The following is a 16,210-nucleotide window of genomic DNA, read 5'->3' as shown; positions in this document are numbered from 1 at the left end:
CGCTGACCCAGCGGCCATTATTTAGGTGGCGCGGGTCTGGGGGTCGTCGTCCAGGTCGATCGCCAGCGCGGCTGGAAGCGGAAGCCCATACTTGTCGCACAGGAATCGGGTCTGACAGTAACGCTGGGCGTCGGCGGCCACATTGCCGAGGATTACGGAATTCGTGCTAGCGCCAATGAGGATCCCCACGTAGGGCACGGCCTTGGCGACGTCCTGAACTCGGACCTTGGAGCCGGCCTTGCCTCCTTGCTGCATCAACTTCTCAAGAGCGGCCAGGAGGCGGTGGTCCTGGCGGAGCTTGTCTGACCACTTTATGCGCCCCTTGATCGCGTCGGCTGCACGGGCGGCCTCACGTAATGGCTCTACTTTGGCCGCTTGCGCCATGAAGGACCGGCGCACCAAACGTTGGATGAAGATCTGCTCACGTGGGTCCTTGGCGTCGTAGCCGTAGGAGTACGCGATGCGCGTTGCGATAGCCGTGCTCAGGACCTGGATGATAACGATGTCCGCGGTGATCGCAGCGAAGGTCCCGGCGACGGGAACCATGGCCAGCAGGCCCATGGCGCCGCCTTCGAGTACGCCAGCGGTATGCCACGTGAGGGTGTTGAATTTTAGAAGCCGGTCACAGGCCTTGAGGTCTTGCTGCCGCAATTCGGTGAAACTGTTGATCTCGAAACCTCGTTTGCGGGCGAGCTTCTCGACGCCCTTCGGGTCGTTAAGCTCCAGTGCCCAGTCGTTGACCAGATCGAGCAGCGCGGCCACGGCTTTGAATGCCGGTCGCATGCCCGTGTTAGCGACCGCGTCGCCAGCACGACGGATCGGTTCCTTGACCACATCCGGCACGGCGTCGGTAACCCTGCTCGCAGCTTCAACGGCGACCTCACCGGCGCGATTGAGCGCGGTACTCGCCCAGTTCGGCAGACCGCGGCGGTTGTTGCGGCGCTGCCAGTGCTCGTTGAGCGTGCCCCATATCTGCACCTCATACGCGCTCATCGGGGTTGCGCCGTCGACGAGTGGGTCGGTATCGGTACTCATCCAGGTTCTCCATTTCGACTTTGATCGCTGGGTCCATGATGCCGCATCGGCTAGCAGGCGGATGACGCCGCAGCGCCGATTCGATGTCTAGTGTCGACTGCACGTCCAACCGCAGCGACACCGAGAACTGGTTGTGTGACCGTCTCGCAACCCATGGCTTATGAGACACCGAGGTTACAACACACGTCCGCTTGGAGCCTCATGACGCTTTGTTAGCCTGACAGATACTCAATCACGGCCATGATGGCGGCATTTCTCATCTGCCTAGATCGAACCCTGCCAACGTAGAAGAGAGCTTGAAAGTCGGCTTCCGAGGCACCGAGGACGTCACCAATTGACGTCAAGTTCAGCTCACGCAGCTTCGACTTCTGGAAATAGGTGAGATCCAGATTACCTATGCCGGCAGCAAGCCGGGCCTCCAGCGCCACGTTGCTATCTGACTGCAGGGATTCCATCCCCATTTGTTCAATCAGCTTGTATGACGGATGATTCGCACCGAATTCTTGCATGCGCTTGATGCTCAAAGTTGATCTGACGGCAGAGCCATACTGGACAGGTTCCGCGTCCTGGGCAAAGTTGCAGCCTAAATTGACGATGTATCTCGTGCCGACTTCGCTGCGGGTTGCACGGATTCCAGAGATTCCCTCAAGGAGAATTCCGCTGTAACAAAGGAGACGAAGCCCTTCCCGCACGGCCTGCGGAGCATCCCGGTGAATCCATATAGCCGACGATGTCTCGGATGCTCCCTGATTTCGTGCATAGAGGACGGGCAAAACGTCGCGTTCTATGAAGTTTCGGCCCCAATCGATGAGATCCCTATGCCCGGGATACCGTTCCGCCAGGTTGGAGTGCTCGGCCCAAATCTCCTCCCGATAGTAGTTCCTTATGGTTTCCTGAACTCGAGCTCGATTGATAGGCGTGCTGGCAGCAAAAGTCTTAAGAAGAATTCGCGGATTACCGGTGGCCGCAAATGCAAGAACATCAAACGCCTCCCCGTATTGCTCAATGGAGCGCCTTAGAGTCGCGTCCTGTTTTAGGACTATCTCACGCATGGACGAGGCATATCTCGAGTCGGTCAGAGAGCGTTCGACATCCAGAACGGTCGCATCGTGGGTCGGTTGAAACGACTCGCCGTAGGAGGTGACCCCCGGATACACCGCCGCCTTCACCGCCAATCTGGGACTTCGAAGGTCACGCATCAGCGTGAAAAACTGTCGTTGTTGATCAGGGATGAATACGTGCGCTGCCTCGTCAACCAAAAGGGCAATGCGCTTCAGCCCCAGCTCTTGGCAGAGGTCGTCGATGGCGTCCCTGAGTACGTCGGGATCAGGGATAAGGCGTCCAGATGGAACCGATTCTCCGTTCTTCCAGAACTCTTCATACTCGGTTTGGACCGTGTCGTCGATGGCACGGCCGGCCGGGGACCTTGAGGGCGGAGTCATCAAGGCTGCAAGAGCGCTTTCAGGGGGAAGTGATAGGCCGTACGTGACCAGCGCCCGCTTAATGCCTGTCGAAATCTTGGAAATCATCCAGGGAATAAAGCCATCTTCTGTTTGACGAATCAGACCTGCGCGAGCAAAGGTAACGTACACAGGAAGGATTCTGTCTGCGTCAAAATCTCTCTTCAGTTCTGCTTCGGCCACTCGCAGAAGGAAGGATTTCCCAACTCCACGACTCCCTCGCAGGAGCACAGGTGATCTTGACTTCAAACGATCGACAACTACTCGATCGCCCGACGTTTCTACAAAGTAGCCGAGGACTTCGTCGAGTTGGAGGTCCTCGGTTCGGTAGAAGAGATCCCCGGTGCCGTTAGTCATTAGCCAGTCCTAGAGATACGCGCATGGAGTTGAGGTGTCCGAATCGATTGATGAGCACTTCGCTCAAGGTCGCTTCGGTATGGGCGTTAACGTCCGCACCGTAGCGGATATAGAGGAGGAACAGAACGGCTGTTCCGCATGATGACGCGTGGTTGCACCAATCGCTAACGGCCTCGCTGCTGTAGTCCAATGCCTCGGGCAATGAGTCGGACACTTTTGCTTTGCCATGAATGAATTGGGAGCAGTATCTGTAAGTGCGTGCAGCATCCCCAGCATATTTGGATGCATCACCTCGGCACTGAGGGGCGAATTCGTCAACGAACTGCTTCGACAGCAGGCCAGTCTCTTCGTCTAGCGCCCTAGACCAGGAAAAGTCGCTCTTGTCGGATCTCCATCGCCGCCGCTCAAATTCATGCACAGAAAAATGGACCGCCGCGAAGCTCAACTCGAGAAAAAGACGAAGGCTCGCAAAGGCTTGTCGGTATAGGCCTAAAGCTGCACAAAATTCAGCGAGAGCCAGTTCGCGCCGCGCCGCCCGAAGTTGATCAACCTCGGGACCAGTGATCAGATCCACCCACAGCCGGAGGTCATCGTCGACTTGATGCACCGCGCCCAAGGCGCCCCGATGATCAGCAACAGCCGATTCAGAACACCGAGACGCCGCCGCTTGCAGGTCTTGCAGATACCGACGCATGTCGACTGGCGCAACCGAGTCCAGGGGCTGGTTCATCGAAATCTCCCTCTAGGCTAATGGCTGGCGGTCCCTCACAGGCTAGCAAGAGAAACGCCCCGCTTCGATCACCCCGTGCGGCAAAGACCCGATCAATCCCGGTGTATCGAAACCCTAGGGATTCAGGACACATGGGTTATGAGACACACCGCATTTAGGAGAAGGGGTCAGCCGCCCGCAGTGGATCCGATCACGGACTGTTAGCAGTGCTTCAAAACCCGTTCTGTAGGAGCGGAGCTATTGGGTCCACCAGGGTGAGTCGTCATCCCGCCGTTGGTCAGCGGCGGCCGCCGTGACCCGCGACGCAAGTTCGGCCCAAGGGGTCGGACCACCGGAGAGTTGGCGGACTTTGGCGATTCCCAGGCTTTTCAGCCCAGTCGCGGCTAAAACGCTGCGGGGTACGACGTGGAACTCCCATTGGAGAACGTTCAGCTGGTCATACTTGGCGTGGTCGGTCTCGGTGTGTGCGCAGAAAACGTAGACCATCGCATTGAAGCGTCTTCCTGCAGGATCCATGCCGTCTCCCGGCGCCCGGGGGTGGTAGCGAGTTCCTTGCAAACCTGAAAACGACAGGGCGCTGATTTTCTTCTGCTCCCAGGACTGCAGATAGGCCGATGACTTGATTTCGATGGTGATGTCACCGAAGAGTAAATCGTAGGAGTCCCACTCGATCCGCTTCAGATCTTTGATCCCGAGTGCTTTGCCGACGAGGAATTCAGCAAGATATCCGCGCGCGTTGTTCATCCGCAGATCACCGAGGGCGAACTGCCAAAAGTCCCGGACAGTCGTTCCTGGCATTCCGGTGAACCTCTCATCACCGGAAAGACTAAGAGACGCGGGCGGGACCAACCACTGAATCTCGTCTGTCATAAACGGAGCATACATTTGGAACTGCCCCGCGGGAGAAGTCATCCGTTCAGAATCCGGTATTTCATCCAGACGTCCCGGCGGGACACGATCCGTTCTCAGGGGCTGGCGGAGTTCAGTGCGTGGTAGCGACCGCCGGGAGAAGGAGTCGTCGGCCGCCCGGACGGATCCTTTGCCGGACGCCGAGGCGGCCCGCCGCCCTTAACGCTCCACGGTAAAATCGTCTCGAAACCCTTGGGATACAAGGCGCCTCAGCGGCTGATTAGACGTTTCGACTGCACTGGTTTAGGTTTCGCGGAATCTTGCACGTTCCATTGCGACCCGGAAATTCTCGTAACTATGTCTCGCAACCTACTGGTGAAATCGGCGTGTTCATCGTTAGTTATGAGACAGGTGACGCCGGCCCTCGAAGGAGTTCAACGGCGCCCCGCGTTTCGACGCGATGACCTTAAGGGGTGGCGGTCTATCCAGGCATGAGCTTCACGAACGCCTAGCGAAGGCGCCTGCGTTTCTCGCAGATGGGACCACGGGTTGACAGGGTGCGGTGAAGGTAGCCGTCCCATTTTAGTTCGAAGAGTAGGCGGCCGGGCAGGCGCTGGTCTGGTCCAGGTGGTGCGGGCGAGGTCATCGAGGGCGATGAACCGGGCACCCGCCAGGACGATGGCCAGTTCCGCGAGGTACTCGGGCCCATTGCTGTGTACCAAGTCGTCCAGAACGGTGTGCATTGCGTCCCGTCAGCTCGCTGGGGCCTTCAGATTCCTCGGCCGCGATCGCGTCAGCGTCAGCGCCGCAAGGGGCGGATCGTCGTAGATGAGTCCCATGGACCCACGCTACGCACGCCGGGCCAGATTGTCAGTGACCGGCTCCTGCATCTACTGGCCCAGTATTGGAACCGCGGTGCGGCTCAGGTTTGCGATCGTCAGGCTTTTCGGATGTTTGGGGATCCGGGTGGGCGGCCGCGGGTCCGGCCGTTCCGCCAGCCGGGAAGGAGCGTGTTCAGTAGTGCTTCTTTGTCGTGGTCCAGTTCGTTGCGGCGGTACTTCGTGCGTTGGATGTGCAGCCACATGCCCAGGACCCGTTCTTTTTCGGTGTCCGTCCTCTTGTGGCGGGGCCAGTCGTTCCCGGCAGCCACATGGGCGGTGAGCTCTTGTAGGCGCTGATTCCAGCGGGCTTCGTCTTTGGAGGTGCGGGTCCGCTGTTCCCAGCCGGGGATTTCCTGCAGGCCGTCACCGTAGGTGGGGGAGAGGGTTCCCCTGTCGTGGTCCTGGCGTCGTCTGACTAGCCATATGGCCAGGGACCGCTCCCGGGCGGAGGGGGAACTGCTTGAGGGGAGTCGGTGTTCGGCTTTGTACAGGGCGATGGTGTCGTTGAGGTTTTGCAGCCCTTCCGCAGTGATGCGGGTGACCGGGGCTGGGCGGCTTGCGTTGCGGTGGTCGTCCCTGATGGACGGTTCCGCGGCGGCCGCGATGGCCAGGTGGTAGCGGACGGTGCTTTGGCCGATACCTGCGGTGGTGGCGATCTTGGCGGTGGTGAGGCCCTGCCTGTACATCTGCACCCACTCCGGGTGTGGCGCTGTCTTATGTTCTGGCATTCTGGTCAGCTGTCCTTGCGGATGGCGATCAATTTGGTGCCTTCGGGGATGGCAGCCTCAAGTGCGGCCTTGGCGTTGTCGTAGTCGTCGCCCTGGGCAGCGATGTGGTCGATGCTGCCGTCGGCCATCTGGAGTGTTCCGGTGAGTTCCACCGGATCAGCCTAGTTGGCTCTCCCGGTTCCCGGCAGCTGTGCGGCGAAACCCTCCAGGGCGCGGTGCAGCTGCCCCGCACGAGGGAGGCAGTCCACGGGCCGCGCCCCGCCGAGGTCATGGGCAGGGGTGATCATCCAGGCAGTGAAGTAGTTGTGCGCAATCCTCAGTTCCAGGGCGTGCCGGAACAGGGACGCCACGGTGGGGTGGATCTGGCCGCCGGGGAGGAATTGGAAGCCCGGGCAGTACGTGTCCTCGCGGACGAAGACCCGGACGAGCTGCCGCATCACCGGGTCAGTGTCTTCCATGAGTTCGGCGAGCCGGCGCCGGACCTGCTCCAGGGTGGGCAGGCCGAATTCTGACCTGATGGACTCCCAGGCCTGGTCGGACACGGGTCTGCCGATGATGGGGGAGGGCATTAGCTGCCGTCGTCGATGGACTCGAGCAGCCACTGCGTGGCGAGAGGCTGACGGCGCAGCGTGAACGTCCTCAGCGGTGCGTCGGAGCCGGGGATCCGGGCCTGGACGCGCCAGTATTCGACGCTGACCAGGTCACCGCTGCCTTTGGCTGCAGTGCGGCGGGTGTCCCACCAGGAGTCGCGTCCGTACCAGTGTTGGGAATTCGTGGCCGGGTCGACCAGCCAGATCCGTCCTTCGTGACGGATGGCCAAGGGGTTACCCGACGGGGCGAGCCGGACCTGGACGTCGTTGGTCTGCGTGGGAGCTTCTTGGGTGATGGTCATGAACTCGTTCTTTCGTGGTGCTGACGTGCCAGTACGGTCGTTCGTGCGGTGTTAGGCGGCTTTGACGAGGGGGAGTTCGTCCCAGTGGGTGGTGTAGCGGGGGGAGAGCATGTCCCGTTTCATGGTCCAGTCCGGTCCGCCGCGGATGCCGGCGTGGCCCAGGCCGATAGAGCCGCGGCCGTAGCGTCGGGTGACGTCTTCGAGGAGGCTGCCGACGTGGCGTTCCTCGTGCGGGTTCTCGAACAGGGACAACGGTGCCTGGTTGCCGGTGGGGCGCAGATCGGTGACCATGATCCCGGCCCGGGCATACCGGATGCCCTCGTTGATGTAGGGGAGGAGTGCGTGGGAGGCCTTGGTGAGGATGACCGGGTCTGCAGTGGGCATCGGCAGCGGGATGCAGACGGAGGGGTACGAGGTGTCTTTGGGATTGAAGTGTGAGGTGCCGGCGAAGGCGGTGAGGACTTTGGCCTGCAGGCCGTGTTTGGCCAGCCTGGCTGATGCCTGCTGCCCGTACACACTCATGACCTGCCGGATTCCGGCGGCGGTGGTGATGGGAGTGGCGAAGGAGCGGGAGAAGATCAGCTGCTCCCGCCCGATCCGTTCTTCCTCCATCGGGATGCACGGGGTGCCCTGCAGTTCCAGGACGGTACGCATCATGACCACGGAGAACCGGTCCCGGATCATGACCGGATCCGCCCGGGACAAATCCAGGATCGAGAAAATGCCCATCACGTTCAGGCGTTTGGTCAGCCGGGTCGCGACGCCCCAGATCTCCACCACGGACAGCCGCCCCATCAGTCCTTCCCTTTCGGGGGCGGGGACGGAGTCCCAGTGGCAGACCCCGCCGAAGCCGGGGTTGTTCTTCGCCCATTTGTTGGCCAGCTTCGCCAAGGTCTTCGTGGCGGCGATCCCGACGCAGACCGGGACGCCGACGTTCCGCCGCACGGCGGCTTTCATGGAACGGCCGAGGGCGAGGAGTTCGGCCGGCGTGCCTTTGACACCGAGGAAGGCCTCATCGATGCTGTAGACCTCCAGCCAGGCCGAGTAGCGGCCCAGCAGTTCCATGACGCGGGCGCTGATGTCGCCGTAGAGCTCGTAGTTGCTGGAGAGGGCAACGAGTCCCCATTCCTTGGCCCGGGGTGCGAGTTTGAACCAGGGCTCGCCCATGGGGATGCCGAGGGCTTCGGCTTCGGGGGAGCGGGTGACGGCGCAGCCGTCGTTGTTGGACAGCACAATGACCGGCCGGCCTTCTAGGGACGGGTCGAACGCCCGCTCGGCGGACGCGTAGAAGCAGTTCACATCGACGTGCGCGATCTGCGGCATCCGCCGCATCACGGCCGGCTTAGACATGGTGAAGGCACCTGGTTGCGACACCCCAGATGGTCAGTTCGCTGAGGCTGGGTACCCGGATGTCCGCGTACGCGGGATTCTCCGCCTGCAGCACGACGCCGGTGGCCGTAATCCGCAACCGCTTCACCGTGAGCTCCCCGTCCAGGACCGCGACGACCACGCACCCGTCCCGCGGCTCCAGCGCCCGGTTCACGATCAGCTCATCGCCGTCACTGATGCCGGCGCCTTCCATCGAGTCCCCGGACACCCTCACCACGTACGTGCTGGTGATGTCCTTGATCAGGTGCACATTCAGATCGATCCGGCCATCAAAATAGTCCTGAGCCGGCGACGGGAACCCCGCAGCCACCGGCACCGGAGAGATCAGCACCGACAACAACGACACACCCGCGCCTATCACGCGGGGACCGACAACAACGCCCACAACACACCCTTATTCGAATATATGTTCGATTCATTTCAGTGTACTCGTGGGGACGGACATTCGTTCTCCACCATGTTGGATCAGATGCACGAAGAGCCTGTGGAGCCGGAACGTCGTCAGGCGGCCACGGCACGATCCTGCGGCTCTGGGGGCGGAGCTGGGTGAGTTCATGTTCCGTTGGCGCCCTCAATCGTCCGGGGCGAAACTGAGTGGATGGCTACGGACAATGAAGCGCAGGCGGTGGCGCACGTCATCGATCGGTTGGTGCAGGGTTTCCCGAAAAGCCGCGCTCAGAAGCTGAGGCGATCGTTAGCGAGGAAATCGACGCGCTACGTGATGGATCGATCCGGGATTATGTGCCAGTTCTGGTTGAACGAGCCGCCAAGGACCGCCTCAGACACTGACTGACGCTTCCACGCGCCGCTTGACCGGACTCCGTTCGTCCACAGCGAGCGCGAATACATCGCCGATTCCGCACACCGCGCACGAATCCTCCCATGGGCTGGTCCTCGAGGTGGATCATTACTGGGGTGGGTGGATTGACCTGCGTAGTTTCTTCATGCCTCGGTCTCAACCGGTAATTCTTCGACAAGTCCAGCTTCAATTCGTTCGGCTGTTTGACGGTACGCCTCGATTATGTAGTTCTCAAAGTCCTGCACGCCTATTCTCCATTGTCCCCGACTTGGATGGCCCGCAGCTCCCCGTTCTTGAGCAGCGCCCGAACTTGAGGCAAACCGACGTTGAGTTCATTGGCGATCTGATCAATGGTGAGGAAGCGCGGTGACGGCTTGTTCGGTGGCGACATGGTCTTCATCGTATTCGCCGATACGTCTGCTCGGCCTTGCCCGATGCTCTGACACGCAGTTCGGCTAGGCCAAGCGTCCACCCCGAGCAAAATTGATCGACAGGGCGAGGTAAATTCCTCGTTACTGCCGTCTTCACTGGGGCTCGATACCGGGCCAGGCGAGTTGCCCGCGATGCCTCATCTTGAGACAGTTCGTATAAAACCAGCCGGTATTGCACACGATAATGTCAGTTAGCATGTGTGCGGCTCAGGTTGCCGCGTGAAACTACAATTGAACTCCCAAACGGCCCAGTCGCCGGTAATGTATGCTCCCCCGGGGCTTCCACTTTGATTGTGCGGCTTACCTTAGAGGCGTTCTCACTTAGGGCAGCACCAACAACTTCGGCGACGTTCAGCCAACGTGCCGATGACGCGAGAAGCTTACTGCGACGGTATTAGGGGTGTCTGCAAGTTACCAGCGGCCTGACTCAAGTGAGCGGGCCGCGATCGGGAGCCGACGGACAAGCAACGTCGGCCAGGTTAGGGTCGCCCCGCAATTGCTGGCTATGCCTCACAACTCCTCGAAGCCGTGCTGGTCGAACTTTAGTGTGTGGGCGTTCTCCGAGACGGTGCGGACCTTGCTCGCATCGAATCCAGTCGTGTCGGTGGCTTCGATCTCGATGCGGACGACGAGTTTGGTACTTGCGTCGGCACGGAGGTGAGCGAGGACTTCTTCGGCGATGCTTTTGAAGTCCATAGCGATCTTGTCGGCGTTGAGCGTCTTGACGCCATAGAAGCGCTTCTTGGCCGTCGGGGACACGACTTCGGCCCGGGGCCATAGCGGCGTGGCGGGCTGGTCGACGGTCGGCTGGTCGCTCGGCGTATCGGTCGGTGTGTCGATCAATGCCTGGGCCTCGCCTTCCCGCTGTTCGGCTGCGACGTCGGGACGAACGAGCAGGAGCGAGTCCGTGGCAACAGGGGCGGCACCCTTGTCCTGCGGGATCCACAGGCCGACGTAGCGACCAGCTGGTTCGTCGTAGCCAGTTGCCAGAGCGAAGGCATCGGTTTGCCAGATCATCGGCATGTCAACGATGCCTTCATCGAGGACTCGGCGGTCACGTAAGCGTGGCATGTAGGGGTACCGGCTGTAGAGAGCCCACAGTGCTCCGAGCGAGACGTGGCCGTCCTTCCAAATCTGCGGCACCTTGCTGATAGCGAGCCGGACCGTGGCCGCGGCTTGCCGGGTGGATAGGTCACCGTCGTTCCCGAGCCGACGTGACACGCGGTCGGCGAGCGAGTCAGACTGGCCCTCGACCTTGGTCTCACGGAGCAGGAACCGCGCCCCGGCGTCAGGCTGTGCCGGGACTAGCGCCCAGGTGAAGGTCTGCAACAGGCGTGAAGTGACAGTCTGGTCAGACTGTGCTTTCCGCTGTGCGGCTTGGTTCTTTTGGTTCTGCGTCAGATCGAGGTCGGCCTCATTGGTCAATACGTGGGTCCAGCCGAGATAGTCACGGGTGGCGCTGTTGAGTTCCTCCAGCCGAGTCTCATCAGCGGCGAGGAAGATCAGCATGTTGCGGTGGGTCCTGTTAGCACTTCCGCGCTGCTCGGTGGCTTTCTGCGCGAATTCCTTGGCCGCCGAGTCTACACCGCGCTTGTGTGCCACCTTGGGGTGGAGGATGACCAGCCGAGCCTCGTCCGTGTCGGGGATGTCACCGTTGGTCTCAGGGCAAACGTGGACCCCGGCGAAGTCACCACGGGTGCGAGCCTGCCCTTGGAGGCGTTTGACGATCTCGGCCCACACATCTTCCTTGTGCAGCCGCTCGGCCTGGTCCTTGGCGGTTCGGGTGATGTTGGGCTGGAGGTCGTACCAATACTTACCTGAGCCGGAGTAGAAGTACGTCGCCCGGTCGCCTAGCTGGGTGAGTGCGGAGTGGAAGTTGCCGGGCACGTCCCCAGGGACTGCGGTGCCTAGGAACACGCGCTGCGTGCCTGTCCCCTTGTGGATCGAACCCGGTGCGATGGTTGGCGCCGCGCTGAAGAAGACCGTTCGAGCGAGTCGCTTGGTCAGCGCCCGCTGTCCGAAGAGGGGTTTCTCAGTGTCGATGCGCGCAGGCTCAGAGTTTGGTCCGTCGACGTCCGCGTCGATGATCGTCTTCCATGAGTCCTGGAGGTATTGTGTCAGCTCGGCGTTCACGTTTGCGGTCGCCAGCGGGATCGAGCCGGGCATGATAAGCGGTGAGGCGTCTTCGCCGGTCCACAGTGCGTGGATGACAGTACTCATCAACCGCAGCACGCCACGGGTGCGCTGAAAGCGTTCGAGGGAGGACCACTCTTCGTAGAGCGTGTCGAACAACTCGGGATGGATAGGATAGGTTCGCTTGATCCGGTCCTCGTAGTTCACGTCGCGGGCTTCGCCCGGGAAGTCGTCGGTGTACTTCCGATACATCTCGACATAGGCCTTCGCGGTCGCTCCGATCGAGGCAAGTCCGGCGGCGTCGGCCTGCTTGAAAAGGCGCTGCTTGACGATGTTGTACGCCTCTTCCGATGAGGCGGGACGCCACTGGTCAGCCACACGGCGGACGACGTTTTGCAATCGCTTCAGCGCCTCCAGGCCGTTGGCGCCGCCCACCTCCTCAGCGTTCCCGGCGACGATTATGTCACCGTTGCCTCCGCTCTCCGAGGCTGGAATTGAGACCGCCAGCAGGACCCCGGAGGTTCCTTTGCATGCCTCGGTCAGTGACTGCGCGAAGGTGAACTGATCGTCAAACGTTCCGCCGGCCAGGTCGTCGCGGCCTACGAGCGAGCGGGCGTAGGCGACCCATTCGTCTATCAGGATGACAGCGGGAGCGTACTTAGCCAGTAGCGCGTGCAGCGCTTCCCCGGGGTGGGTTCGGTCCGCGTCGGCCTTAGCAACCATGGCGAACGCCTGCAGTCCGCCGAGCTGCCACGCCAACTCGCCCCAGATCGTGTTGACCTGCGTGCCGTCGTTCTTCGTGACACCGGACGGGCTGAAGTGGTTTCCCACGATTGCTACGCGGTTTACCTTGGTGCCGGTGTATCCGTTAGCGGTCAGCAGCTCCTGGGTTTCCTGCGGGAACTCCCCGATCGGGATCCCGGCTGCGACATGCCACAGCGAGAGCATCGAATGTGTCTTGCCGCCGCCAAAGTTGGTCTGAAGGTTGATGACGGGTGAGGTGTTCTCGTCCCCGGCAAAGCGCCGAACAGCTCGACCTATCAGGTCGCGAAGTCCCTCGGTGAGATAGGTGCGCTTAAAAAACTCCACTGGATCGGCGTAGTCCGAGTCGACCTCGCCGCCCGTCGCGACCTTGTAGAGGTCAGCTGCAAACTCTGAGGCGTGGAAGTTTCCGGTTGCAACGTCGTCGTGCGGTTGGAGTACCTCGCGCCAGGGCTTCAGTCCAGCTGCCTCCGGGTTGGTCACAGCGGCCTTGAGGACTTTCTTGTCGTCCTTGTCGGCAGTCACCCTGCGCAGGTTCAGCCGGATGTTTCGAACCTCTTCCGCCTCTGCTGCCGCGCCGACAAGCATGAGGAGCCGTTCGCCGGTGTCGAGTGAACGGTAGGCGTCATCGTCGCTGAATGTTCCGTTATGTGCCCAGTTGTTACGGACTTCTCGCAATTCGATCGCGAAAGACTCGCCGGCTTTGCCCAGCGCTTGGTTGAACGGATACCAGCCTTGACGGTAGCCACTTGTGATGTTGCCTTCGGTCAACATACGGAACTGGACTTGGGGGTCGAGTGGATCATAGACCCGTCCAATGGGCGCGTTATTCTTCAGATCCTTGCCCTGGACGAGTTTGATCCACTCCGCCCCTAAAGCCTGATCCGCCTGGCCAATTACGACCGAGATGAAGCTGTCCAGCGATGGAGCCATCACTTGGAACATCCGATCGATACGGTCCCTGTTACTCAGAGCCATGTCAGTCTTCTCCTCCCTCGAAATCGAGCGTAGCTTGGGAGTGCTCGGCTTTCTTCTGACTTCGCGCGACCTCAAGGAGCTCTGGCCAACTGGTCACCAGCGCGTTGAAGCTCAATGCGTCCCTGGTCCACCCATTGCTCTCGGCGATTCGGAAGAGTAGGTGAGCCAACTCCTTAACGAGGTCACCGTCTACTGCTCCGTCGTTTCGGTTGAGCGCGGACCTCAGAAGGTCCCCTGCAGGAGCAATGCCGTCGCGCTCCAGCGTCTTGATCAGATGGTGGAGCGCCTCCCAGTTGTTAGTATGCGGGTCCGCAGCAGGGTCGTAGCCCGAAGCCAAGTCCTCTGGCTTGATGAGCTGAACCATGCCTGCCCGTGAGCTAAGGATGCCATCGCGATCCATGACAACGACGCTCGTATTTCGGGCTCGCGCCAGATTGTCAGCGTCGCCGAAGCGGCCCTGTCCGTATCCATGCTGCCGGTACCAAGCGATTGCAAAGCGCGATGTCGCATCGAAGTCGCCCTCCTGCTCGTTCAGAACCTGGTCGAGGATCTCGTTGATTCGTGCCAGTGCAGATCGAACGCTCATTTTCGTGCCGTCTGGTTCAAGCACCGCGCTGAAGCGGCTGAAAACCGCCATGCCAGGACCAATCGCCGCTTGTGGGAGGTCAACCGGAGCCACCTGCCCCTCCTGCAATCTGCGGAGCGCACTCGGCAGTTCGGATTCTAGGGCTGAGATAAACCCCCTGCGATCGGTGGTTGGTGCGCCGTCTGGCCGCCTGCGAGCTGCGATCACAACGGAGGAGGCGAGTGCGTTTCTGCCGAGCTCGCGCAGTCCGCCCGCCTGCTCTGTCCGCACCGGCCACGTTGCAGTCACAATCGCTGGAGAGTCTATCAACGCCTGAAGCATCGTCTCCCACCCGGTCGACGCCGTTCCATCATCGTCCGTTTCCGATTGTTTGAATGCGTAGTAGACAGTGAAAGGAATGTCATCGGGATGACTAGCCGAGATGCGGGCAAACACTCCGCCGAGGCCTTCTTCGAAAAACTTGGCGGCGTCCTGGGCGGAGTCATGACGCGCCGGCTCCGCTATTAGCTCCTCGGTCTTTGGCGTCGTCATGGTTTGGTACATCTCCGGCAGGATAGTGCGAAGCACGAGACGGTGCCATGCGTAAAAGAAGTCGGAGAGGTCTGCATAAGGGACGTTGTCGTAGTAGGGAGGATCGGTGCTCACAACGAACCCGGTCATAGGAATGTCCGTCGCAGATCGCTGAACAACGTTCCCGCTTCCCGCGAGAGGTAACCTGTCAATGGCATTGACGAGGTAGTCCAACTGTCCGAGCACATTGCCGCTGGACCGCGAGAATGGATTGGCTTCGGCATAGACCCAGATCATGGGCATCGCGTTGCGCGCGAAGACCTGCTGGACACCTTCGCGAGTCGCATCCCAGAAGCTTTGGCTTGATGAGCGATTTGCAACCCGCCCGATGAGCAGCGCTAGGTAGACGCAGAGGGCGTCAGCGCGTTCCGGTGATCCACCATCTGACAGCATCTTCTCCCGAACAGTCGGGACTAGGTTCACCAGCTCGCTGAGTAGCAGTCGCTGTCGCGGGGTGTAAAAATCATCCTGAGTCTCCAGACCATATGCCTGCACCCTGAAGCCCAGCGCGCGCTTTGGCAGTGGAGTACCGAGGACCGCACCGGGATCGTCGACATCGGCCGTCTGCACCTGCAAAGCGTCCGGTGCCCGGTAGTGGCGTTCTCGGTTGCCTTCCGTCACGACAGACATGAGCTGGCGGCCAAGGCGATGCTTCTTGCCTTCCTGACGGACATATGTGAGCGGGATGGGCGCCTCGCAAACAAGGCAGCTCGCGCCTGCGCGTGTGACTGTGCCGGGGAAAGTAGCCTTAGCCGTCGTCTCAATGTTGTATCGCACTTCCTTGCCAACCACGAATGGCCGTACATGCACGGGGCGATTACGTTTCGTGCAGAGACTGAACGAGTTAACCAGGGGTGCCTCGGCTCCGCACGCTGGGTTCGGGCATGTCACGGTGCGAGCCCAGATCCAGGCGATGACGGTCTCCCCATTCATCGGCGGGTATAGGGCACCTATGTTCTTTTCAGCTTCGTCTCTGAGCCATGTGCCGTACGCTTTCACGTCGGCAGCCAGCCCTTCGGCGCCTCGCCAGGTCCTGTACTGCGAATCGGCAACCCCGGGAAAGACAGGCTTCTCATCCCGAAACTTTACCGGGAGCTCGATTAGGGCCTTGTTGATCAGTACTGAGACAGGGTTCAGATCGGACGCATGCGAGTCCAGCCCCAGCCTCTGTGCCTCAAGCGGGATAGTTCCCCCGCCCGCAAATGGGTCGAGAACCGGCGGAGGATTACCTCCAGTTGAGGCTGCGATCTCCCGGTATGCCTCAGCCAGGAGCTTCTCATCCTGAAGGTTCTCCCAGACCACCAGCTTCCCGATGAGTTCGTGGAGCCTTTCCCGTTCCCGTCGCTGAGCATCCTCGTCAGGGAACCTGTCCGGGTGACTACTTGGGTCATCGACTAGCTGTGCAAAGAGAACTGCTCGGGCAGTGGCTAGGGGTCGTCTGGCCCAGTAGAGGTGGAGGGTGGACGGATGGCCGTGCCTGATTGATTTCTCACGCCCCGATGCCTTGTTGATGGCTTCCAGCGGCAAAGCCACCTCTATCAGCTTGCGCTTCAGCACCATTTTCGACCCCTCAACTCGGCTCCAGGGCCGATTCTCAAGAGCGCCAAATTGGCGCCCGAACAAACACATA

General features: G+C 60.7%; 14 protein-coding genes. 1 reads left to right on the top strand and 13 read right to left on the bottom strand.

Annotated elements, in window-relative coordinates; all coding sequences use genetic code 11:
* Positions 1-21 precede the first annotated feature (21 nt).
* The 10 genes from ACX80M_RS04305 to ACX80M_RS04260 all read right to left on the bottom strand — a co-directional run bounded on the left by ACX80M_RS04305 (position 22) and on the right by ACX80M_RS04260 (position 8,706).
* Positions 22-1,035, bottom strand: a complete 1,014-nt coding sequence (locus ACX80M_RS04305) for an EcsC family protein (protein ID WP_459309001.1) — start codon at positions 1,033-1,035, stop codon at positions 22-24.
* Between the two features lie 212 nt (positions 1,036-1,247).
* Positions 1,248-2,852 (bottom strand): hypothetical protein, encoded by a 1,605-nt coding sequence (locus ACX80M_RS04300; RefSeq protein ID WP_459308999.1) that lies wholly within the window; start codon positions 2,850-2,852, stop codon positions 1,248-1,250.
* Positions 2,845-3,582, bottom strand: a complete 738-nt coding sequence (locus ACX80M_RS04295; RefSeq protein ID WP_252565085.1) for a hypothetical protein — start codon at positions 3,580-3,582, stop codon at positions 2,845-2,847. Before ACX80M_RS04295 ends, ACX80M_RS04300 begins: the two co-directional genes overlap by 8 nt.
* A 237-nt stretch (positions 3,583-3,819) precedes the next feature.
* The gene (locus ACX80M_RS04290; RefSeq protein ID WP_459308997.1) at positions 3,820-4,452 is read right to left on the bottom strand and encodes a hypothetical protein; all 633 of its coding nucleotides are present in this window, start codon (positions 4,450-4,452) and stop codon (positions 3,820-3,822) included.
* A 916-nt stretch (positions 4,453-5,368) separates the two neighbouring features.
* The gene (locus ACX80M_RS04285; protein ID WP_459308995.1) at positions 5,369-6,040 is read right to left on the bottom strand and encodes a Helicase associated domain protein; all 672 of its coding nucleotides are present in this window, start codon (positions 6,038-6,040) and stop codon (positions 5,369-5,371) included.
* 5 nt (positions 6,041-6,045) lie between these two features.
* Positions 6,046-6,192: a hypothetical protein gene (locus tag ACX80M_RS04280; RefSeq protein WP_459308993.1), complete on the bottom strand. Its 147-nt coding sequence runs from the start codon at positions 6,190-6,192 to the stop codon at positions 6,046-6,048.
* A 9-nt stretch (positions 6,193-6,201) separates the two neighbouring features.
* Positions 6,202-6,609, bottom strand: coding sequence for a hypothetical protein (locus ACX80M_RS04275; protein ID WP_459308991.1), 408 nt, complete (start codon positions 6,607-6,609; stop codon positions 6,202-6,204).
* The gene (locus ACX80M_RS04270; RefSeq protein ID WP_459308989.1) at positions 6,609-6,932 is read right to left on the bottom strand and encodes a hypothetical protein; all 324 of its coding nucleotides are present in this window, start codon (positions 6,930-6,932) and stop codon (positions 6,609-6,611) included. Before ACX80M_RS04270 ends, ACX80M_RS04275 begins: the two co-directional genes overlap by 1 nt.
* Positions 6,933-6,983: 51 nt before the next feature.
* Positions 6,984-8,282 (bottom strand): Y-family DNA polymerase, encoded by a 1,299-nt coding sequence (locus ACX80M_RS04265; RefSeq protein WP_459308987.1) that lies wholly within the window; start codon positions 8,280-8,282, stop codon positions 6,984-6,986.
* The gene (locus tag ACX80M_RS04260) at positions 8,275-8,706 is read right to left on the bottom strand and encodes a LexA family protein (protein WP_459308985.1); all 432 of its coding nucleotides are present in this window, start codon (positions 8,704-8,706) and stop codon (positions 8,275-8,277) included. The genes ACX80M_RS04265 and ACX80M_RS04260 overlap by 8 nt, the downstream gene beginning before the upstream one ends.
* Positions 8,707-9,011: 305 nt before the next feature.
* On the opposite strand from ACX80M_RS04260, the gene ACX80M_RS04255 reads away from it, so the two are divergent.
* Positions 9,012-9,110, top strand: coding sequence for a three-helix bundle dimerization domain-containing protein (locus ACX80M_RS04255; protein ID WP_459309081.1), 99 nt, complete (start codon positions 9,012-9,014; stop codon positions 9,108-9,110).
* A gap of 257 nt (positions 9,111-9,367) precedes the next feature.
* Here ACX80M_RS04255 and ACX80M_RS04250 read toward each other — a convergent pair whose 3' ends face one another.
* From ACX80M_RS04250 to ACX80M_RS04240, 3 genes are all read right to left on the bottom strand, one after another.
* Complete coding sequence (locus ACX80M_RS04250) at positions 9,368-9,511, bottom strand: excisionase family DNA-binding protein (protein ID WP_459308983.1); 144 nt, start codon at positions 9,509-9,511, stop codon at positions 9,368-9,370.
* Between the two features lie 550 nt (positions 9,512-10,061).
* The gene (locus ACX80M_RS04245; protein WP_459308981.1) at positions 10,062-13,424 is read right to left on the bottom strand and encodes a DUF499 domain-containing protein; all 3,363 of its coding nucleotides are present in this window, start codon (positions 13,422-13,424) and stop codon (positions 10,062-10,064) included.
* A gap of 1 nt (position 13,425) precedes the next feature.
* A complete protein-coding gene (locus ACX80M_RS04240) occupies positions 13,426-16,140 on the bottom strand; it encodes a DUF1156 domain-containing protein (protein WP_459308979.1) in 2,715 nt (904 codons plus the stop codon).
* Positions 16,141-16,210: the final 70 nt, after the last annotated feature.

The organism is Pseudarthrobacter sp. MDT1-22 (genome assembly GCF_054511035.1).
Note: the sequence above shows the minus strand (reverse complement) of the source record. Positions and strands in the feature narration are given on the sequence as shown.